Annotated in this window: 18 protein-coding genes and 1 pseudogene; 2 read left to right on the top strand and 17 right to left on the bottom strand. The window is 44.3% G+C overall.

Features of this window, described 5'->3' with window-relative positions:
• Positions 1-198 precede the first annotated feature (198 nt).
• The 7 genes from AC3WTJ_RS02995 to AC3WTJ_RS02965 form a co-directional block, all read right to left on the bottom strand.
• Positions 199-1,386, bottom strand: coding sequence for a cation:proton antiporter (locus AC3WTJ_RS02995; protein ID WP_492520500.1), 1,188 nt, complete (start codon positions 1,384-1,386; stop codon positions 199-201).
• A 106-nt stretch (positions 1,387-1,492) separates the two neighbouring features.
• Positions 1,493-2,254, bottom strand: a complete 762-nt coding sequence (locus AC3WTJ_RS02990; RefSeq protein WP_492520499.1) for a GTP cyclohydrolase II — start codon at positions 2,252-2,254, stop codon at positions 1,493-1,495.
• Between the two features lie 231 nt (positions 2,255-2,485).
• Positions 2,486-4,117 (bottom strand): extracellular solute-binding protein, encoded by a 1,632-nt coding sequence (locus tag AC3WTJ_RS02985; RefSeq protein ID WP_492520498.1) that lies wholly within the window; start codon positions 4,115-4,117, stop codon positions 2,486-2,488.
• Between the two features lie 78 nt (positions 4,118-4,195).
• Positions 4,196-5,056, bottom strand: coding sequence for a carbohydrate ABC transporter permease (locus AC3WTJ_RS02980; RefSeq protein ID WP_157318891.1), 861 nt, complete (start codon positions 5,054-5,056; stop codon positions 4,196-4,198).
• A 13-nt stretch (positions 5,057-5,069) separates the two neighbouring features.
• Positions 5,070-6,029 (bottom strand): ABC transporter permease, encoded by a 960-nt coding sequence (locus AC3WTJ_RS02975; RefSeq protein ID WP_492520963.1) that lies wholly within the window; start codon positions 6,027-6,029, stop codon positions 5,070-5,072.
• 55 nt (positions 6,030-6,084) lie between these two features.
• The gene (locus AC3WTJ_RS02970; protein WP_492520497.1) at positions 6,085-7,245 is read right to left on the bottom strand and encodes a Gfo/Idh/MocA family protein; all 1,161 of its coding nucleotides are present in this window, start codon (positions 7,243-7,245) and stop codon (positions 6,085-6,087) included.
• 18 nt (positions 7,246-7,263) lie between these two features.
• Positions 7,264-7,950, bottom strand: a complete 687-nt coding sequence (locus AC3WTJ_RS02965; protein ID WP_127454932.1) for a GntR family transcriptional regulator — start codon at positions 7,948-7,950, stop codon at positions 7,264-7,266.
• A gap of 358 nt (positions 7,951-8,308) precedes the next feature.
• Here AC3WTJ_RS02965 and AC3WTJ_RS02960 point away from each other — a divergent pair, with 358 nt between their 5' ends.
• A complete protein-coding gene (locus AC3WTJ_RS02960) occupies positions 8,309-9,241 on the top strand; it encodes a helix-turn-helix domain-containing protein (RefSeq protein ID WP_492520496.1) in 933 nt (310 codons plus the stop codon).
• Positions 9,242-9,369: 128 nt separating this feature from the next.
• Here AC3WTJ_RS02960 and AC3WTJ_RS02955 read toward each other — a convergent pair whose 3' ends face one another.
• The 4 genes from AC3WTJ_RS02955 to AC3WTJ_RS02940 all read right to left on the bottom strand — a co-directional run bounded on the left by AC3WTJ_RS02955 (position 9,370) and on the right by AC3WTJ_RS02940 (position 14,291).
• Positions 9,370-10,173, bottom strand: coding sequence for a polysaccharide deacetylase family protein (locus tag AC3WTJ_RS02955; protein WP_492520495.1), 804 nt, complete (start codon positions 10,171-10,173; stop codon positions 9,370-9,372).
• A gap of 170 nt (positions 10,174-10,343) precedes the next feature.
• Entirely contained in the window at positions 10,344-11,639 is a 1,296-nt protein-coding gene (locus AC3WTJ_RS02950) for a hypothetical protein (protein ID WP_492520494.1), read from the bottom strand.
• Between the two features lie 18 nt (positions 11,640-11,657).
• Complete coding sequence (locus AC3WTJ_RS02945) at positions 11,658-12,890, bottom strand: oligogalacturonate lyase family protein (protein WP_492520493.1); 1,233 nt, start codon at positions 12,888-12,890, stop codon at positions 11,658-11,660.
• A gap of 15 nt (positions 12,891-12,905) precedes the next feature.
• Positions 12,906-14,291 (bottom strand): family 4 glycosyl hydrolase, encoded by a 1,386-nt coding sequence (locus AC3WTJ_RS02940; protein ID WP_492520492.1) that lies wholly within the window; start codon positions 14,289-14,291, stop codon positions 12,906-12,908.
• A gap of 160 nt (positions 14,292-14,451) precedes the next feature.
• On the opposite strand from AC3WTJ_RS02940, the gene AC3WTJ_RS02935 reads away from it, so the two are divergent.
• Positions 14,452-15,312, top strand: coding sequence for a helix-turn-helix transcriptional regulator (locus tag AC3WTJ_RS02935; protein ID WP_492520491.1), 861 nt, complete (start codon positions 14,452-14,454; stop codon positions 15,310-15,312).
• A gap of 163 nt (positions 15,313-15,475) precedes the next feature.
• Here AC3WTJ_RS02935 and AC3WTJ_RS02930 read toward each other — a convergent pair whose 3' ends face one another.
• The 6 genes and pseudogenes from AC3WTJ_RS02930 to AC3WTJ_RS02905 form a co-directional block, all read right to left on the bottom strand.
• Complete coding sequence (locus AC3WTJ_RS02930) at positions 15,476-16,813, bottom strand: ABC transporter substrate-binding protein (protein WP_492520490.1); 1,338 nt, start codon at positions 16,811-16,813, stop codon at positions 15,476-15,478.
• Positions 16,814-16,858: 45 nt separating this feature from the next.
• Positions 16,859-18,184 (bottom strand): ABC transporter substrate-binding protein, encoded by a 1,326-nt coding sequence (locus tag AC3WTJ_RS02925; RefSeq protein ID WP_492520489.1) that lies wholly within the window; start codon positions 18,182-18,184, stop codon positions 16,859-16,861.
• 125 nt (positions 18,185-18,309) lie between these two features.
• Entirely contained in the window at positions 18,310-19,134 is an 825-nt protein-coding gene (locus tag AC3WTJ_RS02920; protein ID WP_492520488.1) for a response regulator transcription factor, read from the bottom strand.
• A complete protein-coding gene (locus AC3WTJ_RS02915) occupies positions 19,131-20,963 on the bottom strand; it encodes a cache domain-containing sensor histidine kinase (RefSeq protein WP_492520487.1) in 1,833 nt (610 codons plus the stop codon). The genes AC3WTJ_RS02920 and AC3WTJ_RS02915 overlap by 4 nt, the downstream gene beginning before the upstream one ends.
• A 366-nt stretch (positions 20,964-21,329) precedes the next feature.
• Positions 21,330-21,605, bottom strand: coding sequence for a hypothetical protein (locus AC3WTJ_RS02910; protein WP_492520486.1), 276 nt, complete (start codon positions 21,603-21,605; stop codon positions 21,330-21,332).
• Positions 21,606-21,795: 190 nt separating this feature from the next.
• A pseudogene (locus tag AC3WTJ_RS02905) lies at positions 21,796-21,924 on the bottom strand (cyclic-phosphate processing receiver domain-containing protein); the annotation flags it as partial.
• Positions 21,925-22,058 lie beyond the last annotated feature (134 nt).

Below are 22,058 nucleotides of genomic sequence, written 5' to 3'. Positions count from 1 at the left end.
TCCTATAAGCAACTGATATTTTGTTTCCGTTTACACGACAATATACCTAAAACTATGACTTTAATAAAGGGGGGATTTCAAAGTATTTAGAGGGGCATTTCATGGATATTTCGTACAAAGCAAATATAAGCCTCCCAATCCGTTACGGACTGAGAGGCTCAGTATCATTCGTCTTTTCTCATTTGTCTAAATTGTCAGCTAGGACGTTTCCGTCATACTCATGGAGAAGATCATTGGAGATAACAAAGAAGTAATGATGGCAACTACAATAACAGCATCTTGAATTTCCTTGTTAATGACTCCCAATCTCATGCCGATCGATGCCGCAACAACAACTAATGTCATGCGGGATGATAGCAGGACCCCCCCTGCCAGAGCCCTCCGCGTACCTAGGAGCGGTCTGAGACACAGCATCGGGAGCACTTTCACGATATAAGCTGTCGAGAGAAGCAGGGGGACCCAACCTAACGCCTCGGGAGATCTTACAAATTCCCCTATGTTAAAACGGAAACCAACCATAACGAAGAAAATAGGAATAATCAGCCCATAACCTATCACTTCTAACTGTTCCTTAAACGGATGATGATCATGAAGATGAAAACTTGCTACTAGAAACCCCGCTAAAAAGCTGCCTAGAATAGCCTCTGAACCCGTCATATCGGTGATGATTCCATATAGACCGAGAACAGCTAACAATCCCTGTAAACGGACTACTGAATTTTTGTGGATTTCTTTATGCCAAAATGCGGTGTTTCTCAGTCTGAATATAGCTTGATACATAATTACGGATAAAGGCAGAAGCAGTCCCACAGATGCCTGACGCCAGGTAAATCCGGTATAGTAGGATCCTCCTATAATGGAGAGTATGATCATGGTAATGAGATCAGCAACGATTGCGGACGATAAAAGCAGTTGCCCATAGTGGCTTTTAATTACTCCCGTTTCTTTGAGGATTGGCATTACGATCCCGAGCGAGGTTGTCAAAAGAATAAGCATAACCATCCAGGATTGGATTGAGGGGTCTATTTGGTGAATCCTGGTTCCTAACAGAAATGCCAACAAAGCGCTCCCCGCAAAAACTAACAATCCGATAATAAGTGGATTTTGCCGGAGCTCAGCTCCTTTTTGAAAACGAAGAAATTTTAAATCGATTTCCATCCCAGACAAGAACATTAAGTAATACAGCCCAAACTCACTTAGGCCGTCCAGCCATTTCAATTGCTCCTGATGAAACATTCCTTTGCCATAATTGGAAAGTAATATGCCTATAATCAAATAGGCCAAGACAGAAGGAATCCGGATTCCTTTCATTCTGCTCAGCACCATTTGTACGACAAATATACTTAGAAACAACCAAAAAAGAGGTAATAACGCTCCATGCCCCATAATAATAAGTCCCCCCATTCCTTATTAGGGTATGCTAGTCCGATTCCTTATTATTACTATCCGCCTTCATTCTTGCATAAGGGGCAACTTCATGTCGTATTCGCGGTTAGTCATTGTTACAACAGTCTTCACCTTCGTTTAAGTGTCCTGCTCGCTCGATTTTCGTTTTCAAATACTTCTCGTTATATTCAGAGACATCTCCCCAAAGCTGAACACGATCCTCTACTTCCAGCCCCGCCTTTCTAAGCGCATCCAATTTCCTTGGATTATTCGTAATCAAGGTGACGGGCTTTGTTCTAAGCGTCTGCAAAACCCTGATGGCATCACTGTAATCACGGGAATCATCCACGAAACCAAGCTGAAGATTGGCATCTACGGTATCAAATCCATTTTCTTGAAGAATATACGCAAGAGCCTTACTAAAGAGCCCGATGCCTCTTCCTTCATGGTTTGCTAGATAAAATAACGCTCCGTTTCCATGCTCGGCAATATGTTTCATTGACTGTTTGAGCTGGTATCCGCAGTCACATCGCTTGCTGCCAAAAATATCTCCAGTATGACAGATCGAGTGAAAACGGATCAAGGCATGATCGGCATTTGAAAAATCCCCATGGACAAGTACACTCGATTGTTGAAGCTCAGCTAAATTAGCAGCGGATAATTTGGCCACTATACGCTCAAAATCTTCCGTCACTTCATTGCAGTTCAGCCAGCAATACCATTTAAACTCGACGGTTTCCCCCTGCAAGTTAACGGGTAATTTTATGGGGCCAACTAGATAGATAGCTCCTTTGTTTGTTTGGATCCGTTTTATTTTCTCTTGTAAGAGCGAAATCACTTTAGGATCAAAGTTCTTTACGGTTGGCATGGACACGCCTCCTTTCGTCCTATATTTTTCCATTTCCAATCTAAATTATTCGGATCTTTGGTGGGCTTTCTTATTTTTCATAAAAAGCAGTTTTCTAACCCCCCCGCTCTGAAAAGCTTGATTTGAACTATCAATTACTGAGCCTGCTGTTTCTGCTCAACAACTAGCAACAGATAAAAGCCGAACTTGGGTATATCCCATGTCCGGCTTTTATCACGTTTAAACTCTCACTTATTTACCATTCTGAGCCTTGTAATTCTTTATAAATTCGTCTTCAACTGCCTTCCCGCCTTGATCCATGTACTGTTGAACCAATGATTTGTACAAGCCGTCAACTTCAGCCGGTTTAGCAACAATTAGTTTTGCAAGCATTTGTGCCGAAAGGTTCTTAAGCGCTGCGTTGTTTTTGGCATCAGCTGCATTCGGTATGGAATAGAAGTAGCCGGCATAATAGTCCACCATACTTACTTTCAAAGCATTCTCTGCATCCTTTTCATAACCGGGATATCCTGTAGAAATGGCTGCATCATTCTTTTTCTGATCACCAAGTTCAATCCCATTGGATAGGATGTCATAGTCAAGGTTGTTAGCAACCGTCATCATTTTATCTCCGGTATTTGTCGTCCCTGTCTGTTTTGGAACGTCATTCACCATGTTGTAGTCTACGCCTTCCTGACCGTTCTGGAGGAAGAGGGTTACCTTAGGGTCGCTCATCCAGTTGAGGTATTGTACGGCAAGGTCAACATTTTTACTAGTTTTAGGGATGATGATATACATACCATTTGGGCTGTACCCGTTCTTAGGATGTTTGCCCGCATCATTTTGCCATGGATCGATTGGAACAAGTTGAGCACCAGGAACATTTTTAACCAAATTGGCATAGGTGCCGGGAGCCGTTCTGTACGGACCATCCCAGTTCGTTTGGAATGCTCCCACTTTTCCATTGGAAATATCGGCGTCCAGCAGTTTTCCATCTTTGTCAGTTGCAAAGTTCGGGCTAATCAAGCCGGCATTATACATTTTGTTGACATACCCAACCGCTTTATCAAATCCCGGCATACTCCAGTTGGCCAACCAGATCGATTGCGGCTGAAGGGTAGCAAACTGTTCTTCCGTAAGATTAGATGGTTTAAAGGCTTCTGGTATGAAACTTAATCCAGGATTTAAAGGCTGCAGGGAATAACCGTACGGAATGACGCCGCTTACATTACCAGGATTCTTCTCTTTAAATGCAACCATGGTGTCATAGAATTGTTGCGGTGTAGTAGGAACAGGAAGCCCCAATTTATCCAACCAATCTTTACGGATAAAAGTGTTTGAACTTGCAAGAACAGTTCTCTTGCCCGGTATAGAATATTGCTTGCCATTAAACTTTCCATATTTTAATACATCATCGCCCAGATATTTTGTGAGTGTAGATCCATACTGCTTGAGAACTGGATCTAATTCTGCCAAGCCACCTTGCTGTACATAATTGTAAACAACACCCTGGTTGTACGTGAACGTAATGTCAGGTGCCTGGCCGGATGCCATCAACACGTTTAATTTGTCTACTTCCTGTGCTCTAGGAACGGAAACAAATTTTACTGTGGCATTAAACTGCTTGCCGAAATTATCGTTGATATACTTCGTCCAAAAGTTATCATTCAAATCCGGCTGTCCGGGTTTACCTCTGTCGAAAACTTCGACAGTTAATGTTCGATGTTCTTTTGTAGAACCTGCTGCAGCCGTTTGTGTGCCAGCGCTTGCTGTAGCAGTGGCGTTTGTGCCGGCTGGTGAACTACTCGTGCAGGCGGATAATGTAGAAGCAAGCAATAGGGCGGCCAAAGAAAAACCGATAGATCTTCCTGTCTTTACCTTCAAAGAACCCAACTCCCTTTTTTAAATTAATCGTATATAAACTCGCGAAATAGATGAAATCATCCATTTCACAAACCCATATCAGCCTTTAACGGCACCAATCATAATACCGGATACAAAGTACTTCTGAAGCCATGGATACACAAGAAGAATCGGAATTGTGCCAAACATAATACTTGCTGCTTTCAACGCCTCGGAAGGCAGATTTACAATGAGATTCTCGCCGGACATCTGCTGTGAGAGATTGATAACGTTATACAGCTTAAGCTGTATGGTATAGAATTTCTGGTCTGTAATGTAGAAAAGAGCATCCTGAAAATAGTTCCACCGGAATACGGCATACAGTAAACTGACCGTAGCAAGTGCCGGTTTGGAAAGAGGCAGCACGATCTTGATCAAAATCTGCAGCTCATTACATCCGTCGAGGTGTGCAGCTTCCTCCAAACTTTCAGGCAAGCTTTGAAAAAACGATTTCAATATGATCATGTAATATACGCTCATCATACCCGGGAGAATCAATGACAATGGCGTGTCCAAGAGGCTCAGATTCTTTACATTGAGGTAGTCCGGAATCAACCCGCCGCTAAAATACATGGTAAACACCATCAATAACAATAAAACATTTCTGCCTTTAAGCCTCTTTTTGGTCAACGGATACGCTGCCAATATGGTAACGGTCAAAGATACGAGCACAAATACGGCCGTCAGAATTATCGTATAAAACAAGGAGTACAACATACCAGCATCCCTGAAAACAACTTTATAAGCTTCTATATTAAAGTCTATGGGGTAGATGGTAACAGCTTGGGATATAATCGCCGTGTTAGAGCTAAGTGATTGGGAGAGAATATAAAGAAAAGGAACCAGACATATAAAAACCGCAATTAGTATAACCGTTGCTGCTGTATAGTCAATCATTCTATTCTTAAACGTATGTGACATTGTCGATGCCTCCTCACCATATTCCGTTTTCCCCTAATTTACGGGAAATAAAATTAGAGGTTACCAAGAATATTAAGCAAATAACAGACTGGAACAAGCCCACAGCTGCACCAATTGAAAAGTTCGCAGATTGAATCCCTACACGATAAACATAGGTACTGATAACGTCCCCATAATCCATAACTAGGTTGTTTTGAATGTTGAATGGACGATCGAAATTAATAGCCATAATATTACCGAGCTGCAGAATAAGAAGAATTGCAATGGTTGGACGGATACCTGGCAGCGTAATATGCCATATCTTTCTTAATCTTCCTGCTCCGTCTGCATCTGCGGCTTCATATAACTGTTTGTCAATTCCCGTCATAGCAGCAAGATACAGAATTGTCCCCCATCCAGCGTTCTGCCATACGCCAATTAAAGAATAAGTTGCAACCCATGCAAATTTGTTCGTGAGGAACGGTAACGCTTGCCCACCCATATGGCCAATTAAGGAGTTTAACATACCTGTGGGAGAAAGCAGCTGAGTAACAATGCCGCCAATAATAACCCAGGAAAGAAAATGCGGCAGATACAATACGGTCTGGCTAATCTTTTTGAACTTATTCCATACCAGTTCATTTAATAAAATGGCCAAAATAATAGGTGCTGGAAATCCCAACAGCAAATCCAAAAAGTTCAGCAACAACGTATTTCTAACAACTTGAAAAAATTGTGGTGAGGAAAAGATTTGCCTGAAGGTTTCGAAATTATTCCATGGACTCATGCTGACGCCCTGAAAAATGTTGTAATCCTTAAAAGCAATTTGTATGCCATACATAGGTGCATATTTAAATGTCACGATATATGCAATAGGAACTAGCAACATCAGGTAAAGCATGTAATCAAGTCTTATATAATACGATAAGCCTTTCTTTTTTTGCTGCGGTATGGCAACGCTTTCCTTCTTATCCAGAGCAACACTACTGTTCATTGCCTGCATAAACGACTACCTCCCTTTCACTGATTTCTCAACTTGCCCAGAACAGTTACTTCTTATAATCGCTGCCGAGAGTAATGTCGTTCTTCGAGAAGGAAACAACCGATGAGGTCTTCTCGTAAAAATGCGGTGCATTCGCGAGCAAGCTGTCTCTTGAATAGAATACGCTGTCTTTCGTTAAAGGCAGGCTTACACTCTTGCCTGTAGTCGCCGCTTCATAGATGGCGGTAATGAGCTCGAGCGTTTTGCGTCCTTCACGGCCGTCAATGAGTACCTCCAGTGATCCGCTTTCGATCGCCTTCATTACATCGTCAATTTGTCCGGCGTGCCCGGTATACGGGAGGTCTTCCATGCTGTTGTATGTGTTCTCAAGCTCTTCCTCGAGATCCGTGTTCCGAATCGGAAATCCGTTTTCCTTGGAGGTGGAGGCATAAACCTTCCAGGGTGCGGAAATTCTCGCCTTTTCCCCTTGGAATATAAGCTGCTGTTCTTCTCCGTGATGCACGACAGAGCTTGTTATTTGTGCCAGACTTCCGTTACCGTAAGAAAGAATAGCTATGGAGATGTCCTCGACTTCCGCATTATCATGCGAAGTATTGCTCATCACCGCCTGGACTTTATCCGGCATTCCCATCGTCCACTGCAGCATGTCAATATGATGAACGGCATGGTTCAGCGTACAGCCGCCGCCTTCCTTTTCCCAAGTGCCTCTCCACCACAAATCGTAATAGCAGTGCCCTCTCCACCAGTGGGAATCAACCTGTGCATGCACGACTTTGCCTGCCTTTCCGGTGTCGAGCGTGCGCTTCAGCCTCATGATAGGATCCCTGAACCGGTTTTGCCCAATAACGGACAGTATACGCTCCGACTCTGAAGCCGCTTCCAACATGCGGTCGCATTCTTCCAAGGAAGATGACATCGGCTTCTCAACCAATACATGCTTGCCAGCTCTCAAAAAATCGATAGCGATTTGCGCATGCGTATATGGCGGGGTGCAGATCGACACCAGATCAATATCGCTGTCCAGCAGTTCACGATAGTCCTCTTCAACTCTGCAATCGAGCTGAAATTTCTCTTTATGCTGGGCTGCCTTTTCCCTGTAAATGTCGCATAACGCAACGACTTCGCATCTACCTTTGAACGAGTTTGCATACGCTTCCAAATGCGCATTTGCGATACCGCCGGCACCGATCACGGCTACTTTTATCATCGTCTTTCACTCCTTTGATTATTTGAAAAATTTGGTGTGCTTCAGCTTCAAATTTTCTTTTTCAATCAAGAGCAGCTCCAAATGATCTCTTATCATTTTCTCCGCTTGGTCGGGATCCTTCTCCTTGATGGCACGAACAATGCCATGATGCTGGGCCAATATGATTTTCCAGTCGGAATCGGAAGCAAGCCGTAAAATCCGAATGCGGTTGTCATGCGTTGCCATTTGTTGAATAAGTCCCCACGTACGGCCCCGGCCGCAGCCGATCATAATCGATTTGTGAAACTCTTCATCGAGCTCAAACAGACGCCCATAATTTTGTTCGGATTCGCACAGTTCTTGCAGCGAGATGAGATTTTGCAGATGAAGCACCTGTTCCTTGTCAAGCAGCTCACACGCTTCTCTAACAACGGCGGATTCCAAAGTTTTTCTGACAAATCTGGATTCTTCCGCATGCTGCAAATCGATCAGCGATATGATGGAGCCCTTCTGAGGAGTCGTTTCAATCAATTCTTCCTGAGTCAGCTTAACCAATGCTTCCCGAATCGGCGTTCTGCTCACTTGGAGCATTTCGACCAGTTCTTTCTCCGAGATAAACCGTCCCGGTTCGAGTCGCAGCTCCATGATGTTTTTTTTCAAGGTTTCGTAAACGAAATCCCGGATTAGTCCTCTTTTGTCTCTTGAAATGTCAATTTGAATACTCATAAGATTCCTCCAGCCCGACGAGCCGCCATTCATCTTTCAAGCACTTTCAAAAAAGCGCTTACAAAAATATAAGATGACTAGTTACCCTAGTATACCAGCTTGATTACAGTGAGCCGGATCGCTTTACTAAATCGGCCACCCTCTGATTCGTTCATCCAGCCAGCATATGCTGACGATGCCTTGCGATTGCATAATTAGCTGCCTTTGACCTGTGATAATACTAACATACCACTACTATATTGGAGTTGACGATGCGCTAATCGTTTACAACATTTACCCATTTCTTGCATTCCCTCCCGATTGAAAGCGCTGTATAAATGGTGTAGAATAGATCGAAAAGCAAGGGGGGACGTATACAATGTCTGAAATGATCGCCGATATGGTTGAAATAGGCAGGCTTCCCGACGTTCGAATGTCCTTTCACCTGATGGGGCTGCATGTTCGCGATGTGGGTCCCAGTTGGACCTATCCATCCCATGAACATCCGATGTACGAGCTTCATTGGGTGATCGAAGGGGACATGAAGATGATGATTGAAGGTCAAATTTATGATCAAAAAAAGGGAGATCTGCTTTTCATACGTCCGGGAATCATTCATTCATGCAAGTCCGCAGGCTCTCGTGGCTTCACTTATTTTTGCATCCATTTCAGCGTAGCAGATCCCGCTTTCTCCAAAGAGCTGGAGCGCCGTCAAGCCACCTGCTACGAAGCTTCCTCTCCCCTTGTCAAAGAATTGGCTCCATTCTTAACAGAATTATGCAATTTTGCCACTGAAAACAAAAACCGATCGCTTTCTGCTGCAAAAAACATGAAAATGTACGCAGCCGTGTTTGAGCTTTTGGGAACGTTGGTGGAACAACTGTCCCAAACCGACAACGTCGTGCTTACGAAAAAGGAATTACTGGCCAGCCGCATCGCCGAAAACATTGGATCTTCAATCCGAAGCAGCCTGCTTCATGGCCAAGTCGAAGATAACGAAAGAAAATTCGTCCAAGATATTGCCGAATCCCTGAATCTCAGTCCCTCCCAGGTGAATCGGGTATTTCAACAGGTATACGGGAAAGCTCCCCGCAAATATATGTCGGAAATTTTGTTAAGCGAGGCACAACGCCTGCTGCTTCAGACTGACCTGTCCATCGATCATATAGCCATGATACTCGGGTATAAAACAAGCGCCCACTTCAGCCGTCAATTCAAGCGTTGGATCGGGATTGCGCCATCTGTTTATAGAGGCACTGCCGAAATGGACGAAAGTCCCCCTCTGAAACCTCCATCTCCTCAGAAAACTTAAAACCAACGACCACAAAAGCCTTGATGATTTACATTCCCCAATGTCGATAACCGGCAGCCTCCTACACGACTCAAAAGGCTGTTAGCCTGCTAAATATCGCAGTCTAACAGCCTTGAAATAAGGTAAAATTAATTGGCAGCAAGTAGTTCTGGAACTGTCACTAAGGTATAACCCTTTTGTCTCAGATAGGAGATAATTTGAGGAAGCGCCTCAACCGTATTACCGAGTTTTCCATGTTTCCCACCTGCAAAGTGCTGAAGAATTATTGCGCCTGGTCCAACTTCTTTTCGTACATTGCTTAGAATTTGCGGAACACTTTTCCCATCCCAGTCTAAAGTATCTACGGACCAACCAATCACTCTATGGCCAGATTTCATAGATGCGTTAAGAACCTGCGGAGAAACCGCACCATAAGGTGCCCGGAATAAGGTAGGGGTCACACCGGTAATTTGCTTAATCATATCATCCGTTGATCCAATTTCACTCTCAATCTTATCGGCAGTCGCTTCGGAAAGATTGGCATGATCCCATGAGTGGTTACCTATAGCGTGACCTTCATCTACAACCCTTTTCAACATTTTCGGATGTTCTTTCGCATGTTCTCCGACTACGAAGAAAGTCGCTTTCACCTGCTCCTTCTTCAATATGTCCAAGATGAGCGGCGTATATTTTTCATCAGGCCCGTCATCAAAAGTTAAAGCCACTTTAAGCCCGTCTTTTTTCACATTATTGATGACTTCAGCACTTTCACTTTTTTGCTCACTATTAGAATCATCTATTTTCTTTATCACTTTTTGTTGGGGTTCTATGTGTACAGGTGAGATGACTTGTGTATTAGGTAAAGAAACTAGACTTTCAGGTTGCACGGAATGGCTGCACCCGGTCATTCCTAATATACCAAATAGGAATAGTGCTGTTAGATTAACTTTCATTTTTGTACCACTTCTTTCTGCCACTCTAATTGCTAAACTCAGACAACTAATTAAATATACTATAAATGTTTATATTTATGTACTATATTTCTCATTTTAAATGGTATAAAAAAAATGACCCTATCGAGTCAGGTATCTTCTCGATAGGGTACAATTTAGTTGGTATTAACCTAGTAACCACCAGCAAAACGGTCGGTGACTTGCTTGTCAGAAGCCGCCTGCCCCGCCGCCCGCTCCATAAACCTCGTTCTTTTCTCCTGCGTAACGGCTGCTGCCAACTGCGCTTGATCCTGATCCCCTTGATGCACATCTTGAATGATCCATTTTTGTCCGAATCCTGCATGAACGACTTCGTCTGCCCAATCGAAATCCTGAAACGTCGTCATCAACGGATCCTGAACCTTATCGCGACAAAACTCCCACTCTTCCCTCTTCCCCGGAGGATATTTCATGGCCGCCTTTTCTATGGCAATCGTAAGGTGGGTATAAGCTTCGTCAATACTATCAAATTCGTTTACGCACATTTCGTAAAAACCAATCCAATTGGGAATGTCGTAAACATTCCTTCCTTTCGCCCGTAACGCAGCTTCCCCGAACCAGGAATGACGGGCCTCGTCCCATAGATGGCGAGCCACATCGTAATGAAAGGCCCATGGCTTGCTATCCGCACTGAAATAGATGTATGCGAGCGCCTCGGTTGCCGTCATTTCATAAAACCTGTGCAGCATCATCGCCTCAAGCCGGCCTGCGTCGTTGTCCTCGAACGTCATTCCGTCGAACTTGCGCCGGTTTGTCTTAAAACGGCTGTCCCGGATCGAAATATTCGGCAGCTCAAACGAAACGGCTGGTTCGGGCATTGAGGGCTCATGCTCCGTCCGTGGCTCCGTACCACTGACGCCACCAGCTCGCTGCAGCGAATTCTCGAGAAGCGAACTCCACTTCTCAGCATCCCGGCGTTCCTCTTCCGACGCGGATTGAAGCAGCTCCGTGACGGTTGATTGGCCCCAGTCGATTTGCATCTGCCGGTCAAGTTGCTGATGCCGGAGCATCATGATGGTCGGCTCGTCAACAAGGGGCTGCGCTCGCTGCAAATAATCGTCGATGGCCTCCAACTGAGCCGGCTTCACCACTTCAAACAACGCAACTAACAAGCTTAATGTGCTTGCGGAATCGAGTACTTGATTCGTCAGCTGTTCGAGCGCGATGTCGGGACACTTGTCGAAAGCTGCCGTGCTCAGTCGCAGTTGCCTGCAGCGATTGCGGCATTGCTCATTGAAGGAAGCATCTTGCCAGACCAGTCGGGCTAATGCGCCTTTGAGCTCATATTCCGGTCGGGCGATCAGATGGCCGGCTTCGATTCTTGCCAGCCGCCGATCGATGTAAGCGAGCCGGTGCAGCCGGTTGGATGATTCGGCTACGGACATGCCAATTTTGTCCCACTGCTCTATTCCCATAAAAGGATGCATGGTATAACCCCCTTTAATTTATACAGTTTCGTGCAAATCAACGATATAGATATTGCCTTGTGTCCGTTCATTATGAGTATCCGAGGTAAAAAGAACGTACTGGTCGTTATGGCTGAAAATCGGATGCGGATGCACGTCCTGCACAGAGAAGCTGCTGTTGTGGAGACAGAGAAGTGTCATGTCCAGCTTAGCCTGCAGCCAATCTATCCGGCACAGATGAATACTGTGGGCATTAATAATGCCGTCAGTCACCAGCAGCGAGTCGTCTGTGCTTGTGGTGAAATGTCCATAAGCTGTCATATCAGGTGAAAAGCTTACTTCCATGTACTTCCCTTCCCGTGAATCCATATAACCGACAAAGCTGACAATCGGCTCTTGCTCTTTCGCTACTTCCTTCATCGCCGGGTCGTTTGGAACGCCACGGGTTCCGTGATAAATCACCGCATGATCTTGATTCGCCCACATTTCATGGCAAATCCACAAAGACGGCCCCCCGTTGGATTGATCCCTCACCTTCGAGATCTTCCCGTGATCATACAGCCAAATGCGCTGATCGACCATCCCGCCTTCATGGTTGAACAGGATGATTCGCGGATCGTTCGGGTGAAACTGTACGTGGGTCACCCAGCCCCGGTGCGTAAAATTGTAGAGCGTTTCCCCTGAGATCGTATCGATGACGACGACTTGTGAGCTTATGTTGTCCCGCTTCACTTTTTCCCGAATCAAGCTGAAAGGATTACCATCTCCAACCTCAAACGCTGCTGAATCGATATAAGGGACGCAAGCGTATCGTCCGTCACCAGACAAATGGGTAAATCCGGTCATCACGTTTGCCGGGAGTTGATAAATGACCCTTTCCTCCAGCCCGTTTACATCGAGCAATCGCACCTCGTTGCCTTGAATATATAGCAGAAGACCTGCTCCTGGAGCGAAACTGGGGCTCGCTTTGGCGAAACCGCGGTCCGGATTGCCGTCATAGTACACATAACTTTTCATTATGCCGTCACTATTGTCCGTAAGTTGAACAGCCATACCGTCTTCCAGCGACAGCTTGAACACATTCGGATTGCCGCTGCCCAGGTCACTGATAGATAGAATCTGCCGGTTATCCGCTGTGAAGCTGCTGCTCGTAAAATATAAATGATGATGATTTCCAGGCAGAGAAGTGAGCTGAGTCACAGTCCGCCCTGTTAACGCATCCTTGCGTTTCTGTAATTGATGTTTGAAAATGGTACCTTTGACCGTATTCACTGCTTCCTCTCCCCTCTAGTTAAAAAAACGCGGCAGCCAACTCCGATTCGCCCTTAGCAAGCTGTCAGCCAGCTCCCCGAGCTCGGAGAAATCAGCGAGCCCGCTAAGCGGATCCAGGCTTAACGCCTCGATCAGCGTCTCCCGGCTGCCCTCCAGCGCCGCTTTCAACGTAAGCTCATGCACATCGGCGTGAAGCCTGCACAGACTGCCGACCGGACCGGGCAGATCACCTGAAGCCCACGGGCGAATCCCGCTCGCCCCAACAGTGGCGAGTGTCTCCACGATGACGTCCTTAGGCATGTTTCCGATTTGCCCTTCGTTCGGGACGTTAACAATCGCGGGCGTCTCGCCGCCAGTGACAACCGCCTTCATGATTTCCGTCATTTCTTCGCCGGATCGCTGCCAGGAAACCTCCTTCACGCCGCTTGCCAGCTGCCGGATCGTGTCCAGCTGATGCACCTTCGTCAAGCGCCTGGCGTCTACCGTCGTTTTAAGCACGCCGTATTTCATGCCGTACCCGTTTCTCACATTGCACAGACTTGGATAAAATTCGATCAGATGACGGTCGCCTGCCAGCGGCAAGTACCCAAACTGACGGCATAATGCAAGCTTCGCTGCGCTTTTGTTGTGAAAGGAGTCATTCTGTCCTGCTGCTCCTTCATCTTCAATTTCCCAATGTTCCTGGGCATATGCGCGGATTCGAGGCCGTACATCTTGGCCATTAAGCTCTGCCTTCGTCAGCCAGATGAAATGGTTGACCCCTGCAACCTTATAATGAAACCCTTGCTCCGGAAGATAGCGGTACAAATAATCGGTCACGTTCATGCCCTCAGGTTTGGGCAAACCAAGCATCGGGCCAAAATATTTCGGAGCCGCATGCAGCTCATGGCACATGCCGACGACCTTGACACTCTTGGCCGCCTTATTCATAGCCCTGGTGACGACGCTCATGGGATTCGTCACATTGAACAGCCAGGCACCCGGACATATCTCCTCCATTTCCTGCACAAGCTCGTAGGCAACTGGTGCCGTACGCAGCGAAGCGGATATGCCGCATGGTCCAACCGTCATTGATACCGGCTGCCTAATGCCATATTGGATCGGCAGCTCCAGATCATTCCAGAACGCATCCATCGCTCCTGGACTGAACGTCGTCAGTACGAAGTCGGCTCCTTGCAGCGCTTCCTTCCGATCATCCATAATGCGGATCTGGTATTCCTTGTTACGAAGTCTATTAAATGTGTGCAGCATAGCGGCTACAGCCTCAACATGCTCGCGGTTCGGGTCGACCAGTCTGATTTCGCCACCTTGCATCTCGTCCAACAGATACACGTCCCGCATGAGCCCCGCCATCCAGTTGACGCTCCCGCCGCCGATTATCGTTAAGTTCATAGCATTCATCTCTTTCGCCTCCAGAGAGTAAGAGCTTGATATTTTCAGATTAAGCGTACCATCCGAGCCGTGAGAGCGTCTTCAATTATCTTGTTTTTCTCCCCATACTTTCACCTATCTTGCTATAATATATTTATCGTGCTGTCGTTACTGAAGGAGGGACCTGCAATTGGACCGGAAGACCATGTCGAACTACGATGTTCCTTATGACCGAACCCCGCCTTTCTCCATAAGCTATACCCATGATAGGGAAATCGGGAAAAAACCAGTCATTCACCATTATCACAATGCCTTCGAGCTTGATTTCTTTGTCAAAGCGGACCTTGAAATCTTCGTAAGGGACAACAATTATACGATCCGGGACGGCGACTTCTTTTTCATTAATGAATACGAGATCCATCGGATCCACTACCAGCCGAACCGTCCCTATGCAAGATATGTGATTAATTTCAGCAAAGAGTTCATTCAAGGGATACTTCGGGAAGCCGGGCTGGAGCCCACCTTGGACTGGTTAATTCATCAAGGTCCGCGTAAAGTGGAGACGAAGCTGGAGCAGCGGAGCGCACTGACGTCTCTCTTCAAAACGGTGGTATCCGCGCATGAAATGAACGATCGCGATCCGCTAGCCGAGGCCAAGGTAAAGCTGAATTTACTTCAGCTGCTAATCCGATTTAAGGAGCTGGCAGACCAGCAGCAGCCGTCTCCTGCCTTTAATCCGCACATTAGGGGACTGATCCGCTTTATCGATGAACATTACGCTAAACCAATCACCCTAGAGCAACTCCAAGCCGAATTTGGGCTGAGTAAATATTACATAAGCCATTTGTTTAAAGAGACGACCCATTTTACAGTATTTGAATATGTGTTAAACCGAAGAATATTAGAAGCCAAAAAATTATTGCAGCAAACGGAGCATTCCATTATTGATGTTGCCCTCGGCTCTGGTTTCAATAATCTGCAGCATTTCTATCGAATTTTTCAGCGTCATGTAAAGCAAACACCTCTGCAATATCGCAGAGGTGTGAGGTGAGCTAAGTCATGAAACAATGACTGTAAAAAAGAAATTCATGGAAATCTACAGGAATCCTTACTCTTTCAGCCGCGTTAAACTGTACGTTTTTAACAGAGAAAAGAGGAGTTGCCGTTGTGCACTCCTCTTTTATTTCGCATCCGTATTGACTTAAATACAGAACTTACAGGTGAGGACTGGCTGCACCTTCCTTTTGAAGAGCCTTTGACTCTTCAATCGCTTTGTTCATGTCACTATTGATCATCCGCAGAGCCGTTTGGCTATCTTTGGATTCTTTCCAAATCAAAGGAAAAATCATCGATGTCTTAGGATCTATAAATGTTAAACCCGGCTTGCGAGGAGCAGGCATCGCGTTCTTCAACGCAAATAGCGATTGCAGATTTTTTCCTTTCAGTTGCTGCACACCTTGACCATACGCCTGCTGAACGGCTGGGCTCATCAAAGGAGAGCTAATACCTTGCTTAGCCCGTTCGATTTGAACCTCTTCCGAAAGCAGATACGCGAGTACCTGGAACGCAAGTTCCTTCTTGGTGGACTGCTTCGTGATAAATGCTCCCACGGAGTATGGCTGGTATTTGAACGAAGAGGCATCCGGAAATACGGGTACCGAAGAGACATCGAAGTTCAGGTCTTTATTTTGACTCCAATCGATGATGCTTTCCTCTACATCTACAGCCATGGCGATGTGGCCTTTGGGGAAGTCCTTAACGGTTGTGAACTGGTTGCCAGGAATGTCATAGAACCGCCTGAGGTTATCTACAATCTGCACCCATTTGTTCGAAATCATGCTGGCCTTGTCTTCATTAGGATCAAGAGCAGGCTCCGAAAGCTGGTTATACGTCATGTAATATTCAGGGTGCTGCTGATAGCCTTTATAGGTGATGTCCCCCTCTTGGCGAGTCAGCTTTTTCGTCAATTCATAAGCTTCATCGTACGTCATGCCTGGCTTGGGGTAATCCACACCGAACTTGTCGAAAATATCCTTGTTGTAGAACAACAAATAATCACTGCCTTCAAATGGAAGCGAATACAATTTACCATCAGAAGTGTTAATTGATTGCTGCATCATGGCTGGATTCAGTTGGGTAGTGTCGAAATTATATTTTTTGATTAGATCGGTCATGTCCCACTGCAAATCATATTTTCGAATCGATCTATAAGTGTTGCGACGGGCATCCTCCAGAATAATATCGGGAATCGTTCCTGCAGCGACTAAGTCCTGATATTGTCTGCCCGGATTATCCCATTGCACGTGTTTGATTTTAATATTGGGAAATTTCTTCTTAATAAATTGGCCGATGAGCAGTTCGAAATTTTCTTCCTTTAAGTAACGTTTATTAAATAATTGATCCCCTGTAAATATGAATAATTCATTGTCTGGCGATTCAGGTGCTTGGTTAGCAACCAGGTTTTGGGTGGAAATAGCTGTTTCAGATTTACAACCTGTCACGGTTAAGAATGCCATTGCAATCATTATAGATGCTTGAAGAGTTTTATTCATGCCTAATCAAACCTCCTCTACCGATGTAGCAAGTGTTTATGAATCTTATTGAAACGGGTTTGTACCGCCTTGCTTTTCTAGCTCTTTAGCTTCTTGGATATTCTTGTTCATCAAGTCATTGGTCATTCGCAGCGCGGTTTGGCTGTCTTTGGATTCTTTGGCGATAAGATTCCATACACTGTCCGAATTCGTATCAATAAATGTTAGACCCGGTTTGCGAAGCGGAGACTTAGCACTGCTTAAATAAAAGATGGATTGGGTATGCTTTCCGTTCCATTCCGGCAAATCCTTCGCGAAGGCCTGTTGTACGGCTGGATCCATAAGTGAAGTGATAACACCTTGTTTCGATAATTCAATTTGATACTCCGTTGACAGAAGATAAGCAATCACTTGAAACGCCAAATCCTTCTTGGTGGACTGATTCGTAATAAACATACCATTCGTGTTCGGTTGAAATTTGGACTTAGGTGTCTCAGGAAATACAGGTACCGAAGAGATATCAAAGTTTATATTCTTGTTCTCACCAATCAACCTTGTCGCATTTTCCAATGTGTCCACGATCATCGCAACGTTCCCTTTGGAAAATTGGTTCGTTTTGACCAGTTGATTGCCAGGAATATCGTAGAATCGTCTAATATTGTTTACGATCTTCCCCCAGCCGTCCATATTCATAGCTGCTTGGTCTTCATTGGGGTCGAGTCCAGGCTCTGAGAGCTGATTAAATTTCATATAGTGCGCGGGATTCATCTGGAACCCTTTGTAGGTAACATCTCCCTCCTGCCGGGTCAACTTCTTAGTCATTTCAAAGGCTTCATCCCATGTCATCCCGTCCTTCGGGTATTCCACACCAAATTTATCAAAAATATCTTTGTTATAAATTAGCACCCACTCATTATTATTGAAGGGCAGCGAGTACAATTTCCCTTCGGAAGCAGCGATAGAACGCTGGATGTCGGAAGGGTTCAACTTGCTGATGTCGAAATTGAATTTTTTGATCAGATCAGTCAAGTCATATTCCATCTTAAACCTGCCAACCTGTCTATAAGAGTTTCGTCTGACTTCATCGAATATGATGTCAGGTATCGTGCCTGCCGCAATCAAGTCCTCATACCTTCTGCCCGGGTTATCCCAAGCAACATGTTTGATTTTTACATCCGGGAACTTCTTTTTGAGAAATTGGCCGATCTGCTTCTCAAAAATATCTTCTTTGACATAAAAAGCCGGCCATGCCGTATAGATGAACAATTCGTTTTCTGCTGCTTTGACAGGGACCTCCTTAACCTCTTTACTATCCGGACTGCTCGTGCAACCAATCAATCCCATGCCGACTAATACAGCAAATAGGGTTACAAGAATAATGCGTAATTTCATAATCTCCCTCCTTCGTTAGTATTTTGTTTCATATTGTGAAGCAAGCAAGATTATCATAATCCAAACATGGCGAGTTGATAATTCTAATATTCTAAGATAGGTGGACTGTTTTAAGGTAAGATATTTTAGCGGTACAGCTTTTGAAATTCTCCCGGCGTTAACCCCGTTACCTCTTTAAATACACGAGTGAAATACTTTGCATCCGAATATCCTACCTGCTGCGCAACTTCAAAAGCCTTCAATGGACTCATCAACAGTTTTTTTGCCTTTTTAATCCGGATATCCTTGATGTAGGCAGTGAAGGAGATACCCAATTCTTTTTGAAACAATGAACTTAAGTATTCCGGTGTGAGGTTCAAGGCAATCGCCAATTCTTCCAACGTAATTCCGCTGCTGAATGTATCCTGTATGATTTTCATTGATTTATGGATCACCAGGCTATGGGTTTTGGGCATCTTCGCCAATTGTTTGGCAATTTTATCAGCGGTTTCAAGCAAAGCTTTTCGCAATTCATTAGGCTCTAGTTGTTCAAGATCTGTACCCGATTGGTCTTGCGGCACCCCACTCAGCAGTTGATTTGTCATATGTTTTTCCGCACGGAGCAGCACCTGCTTTAAATCATCTGCTGTAATCGGTTTCAATAAATATTCGATCACAACGCCGATTTGAAGAGCTTTACGGGCATGTTCAAATTCGGAGTGGCCACTTAATATGATCGTTCGGGGTGTGATTCCTTCCATTTTCAAGAACTCCAGCATATCGATTCCGCTCATGATGGGCATTCGAATGTCCGTAACGACTAAATCCGGCTTAGTTTCTTTAATCATTATGGCCCCATCCGCACCATTCTCACTTTCTCCAACAACTTGATAGGCTTCACTTAACTTATGGATTAAACGAATAATTCCTTTTCGTACTTTCTCTTCATCCTCAACAACCACGATTCTCATAAATCACCATCCTTTTGTTCATCGGCATGGTACGGCAAAATTAAACTTACCTTGGTTCCCTTGCCTATTGTGCTTTCAATGGCGCATTGTGCTTTGTCCCCGTAGTACAGCTGCAGCCTTTCAACCACATTCCGTATGCCTATTCCGGATCCAATTGTCGCACTCTCCCGGGCACCGCCATCCAGCATCGTTCTTACGGTCGATTCGTCCATACCACAACCGTTATCTTCAATTTCTATATATAAGCAGCGCTTATCGTCGAGCCAGAAACGGATGTGGAGTTCAGCGCCGGTTTTTTTTCCGGCAAAAGCATGGATAATCGTATTTTCAATAAAAGGTTGAAGCAAAAGCTTATGCAATCTCGCTTCTTTGACCCGCGGATCGGCATGGATGAAATATTGAAACGAATCATTGAATCGATTCCGTTGTAAAGATAAGTAGTGCTCGAGCCATTCCAGTTCTTGGGCAAGATTAACCCTTTTGTTGCTATGGCTTATGCTATAACGAAGAATGTGGGCGAGCCCTTTAATCATGCGGCTAATATCATGCTCCTCTTTCGCAATAGCCATCCAGTTAATCGAATCTAAGGTGTTGTATAAAAAATGAGGATTGATTTGTGCCTCTAATGATCGGATCTCCGACTCCTTTTGTTTTTGTACGGCCAGCTTCGTTTTCTCCAACAGCTCATTAATTGTGGTCATCATGTTGTTATAGCTAGAAGCAATAATCGAAATTTCATCTCCGGTATTATCTTCGATTTTCACGTTTAGGTTACCACGTTCCGTCAGCTTCATCGCATTAACGATTTTGTGTATCGATTTGGTCAATAAGCCTGAGAAATAGAAGATAAGAAGAGTAGTGACAAGAAACATGGCTAATCCTGTCCATACATTTATCTTTTGCATGGCGTACATTTCACCGAACATTTTTTGTTCGTTGGTCATGCTTACAATCGTCCAGCCCGTCTTCTCATTGGGGTAATAATTCATAATGGAGGACTGGCCAAGAACCATTCCCTTCTCAGGAAGGTGATCCATAGATAATTCTTTTACGCCTAGAATACTGGAAAACGTGGACCCGATTCGCCCTTCATTCGGGAATGAAACGATGTTCTGAGCATGATCGATGAGGATGTTGGCGCTGCTCATTCCCTGTACATCCGAATCTATGAGCGAAGTGCTGCATGCTTTAGCCAGAACCGATTCCTCCAATGTCATGACCATGTAACCCATCTTCTCTAAATGATTGGACGAAATGCCGTAAAGCCGCCGAGCGATATGGAACACAAATTGCTCTTCACTTGTGTCTGCATTCACCTTTTCCGTTGAGGTAATAAGGGGGCCTTTATCGATGTTATTCAGCTTCATAATCAAGAGATAGGGGATATTGTTTTTCTCCTCGCCCCATAAGGACGAAGCTGTGTACTTGTCATAGGAGGCTAAAATACTTCCGTTATTATCAAAATAGGTAAATCCTCGAATCCCCGGTTTGGAGTTTGAATAGCCGGAAAAAATCTGGATCAGTGTATCTGAGTAATTCAGTTGATCGAAATCGGAGCCATGAAGTATTTTTTTGGTAGATTTGATAACGTCTTCGCTAATAATCAATTGATACAGGGCATCCTCGTACTGGGTTAAACTCGAGTTTAAATTCTTATTTGTTTGAATTAAATTAGAAGTAACTAGTTCGTTTATTTTGGAATTCATGGCACGCGTAGAGTTCATATAGGTCATATATTGCATGAATAAAGACGGCAAAAAAGCGACCAGCACAAAAGTAATGATCATTTTTTTTTTGTAGTTTAAGTCAAGTTTTTTAAACGTCCTCATAATCCTCCTATTACATAAGCTATTTGCAACCTTTCCTCAAATGTTACCACATCACTCAAAAAGGTTAAGTCATATTAGATAACTTGATCGTTATTGCCTACTTTAATAAACCAAATGCCCCATTAACTTAACAAATAGAGGCCACCCTATCTGGATCATACATCGTATCCCACGGCTCAGGCATCCACCTCAAACTTACAACTAAACAATCAGGTGAAGCTATGACAATTCTCCTCATTTTACTTATGGTTGCTGCTATTTGCTATCTAGCCTATCTCAATCATCCTATTAAAATAAATAGCCCTACGATTTCTCGCAAGGCCATTTGAGGGTTGTTTGTTGTGTTGTATTATAAATTGGTATTCTCTAAAAAGTAGTGTTTTTGCTCAGTGCGTCTGCGAATATAGAAAAGAAGGCAATGAAAATAATAGCATATAATGCGATAAAAATAAGCATCATTATTAAGCTCGCTTTGGCGTAATTAGACTTATTTTTGTTTGCACTGTCACCAAATGCCCAAATAAATAACATGACGATATTGGCGATTGGGATCATCAAAATTAAACTAGTAATTAGCCAATTTTTCACCGTCATAACCTTTTCTCTTTGATCTAGCCCATAGTTTGTTGTTTCCATCGACATTTTTAAAACTCCCCCTTATCCATCTTTGTATATAATTGCCATTCCATAGTATATATGAAAAAGCGCAAATGTAAAGGAATATTTTAACAAATTAGAAATAAAAACAGCGGTAGCCTTGGACGGGAAAATGACGTCCTTGACTGCCGCTGTTACGTTCTTCGTGCAGTATTTCTGATAGTTTAATGAATAATTATTCACCTGAGTACTTGTTAACTGTTAATGCATAATGGTATATCTCAATATCCTCATCAATAAACCCTCTGCGTTGTGCAGCTAGTAATGTTTCGTACATATTCTTTCGCCCCACAGGGTTCAACGTACTTCTTGTATTAGTTTAATAATCTCGTTTACACATTGTTCTACATCAGACATACCTACAAGAACTATATTCATTTTGTTCCTCACTTTCCATATTAAACTATCATTACTCCGATAGACCCTATTAGAAAAAAA

The organism is Paenibacillus sp. FW101-FHT12H11, assembly GCF_058790355.1.
This window is presented reverse-complemented; position numbering and strand designations above follow the sequence as displayed.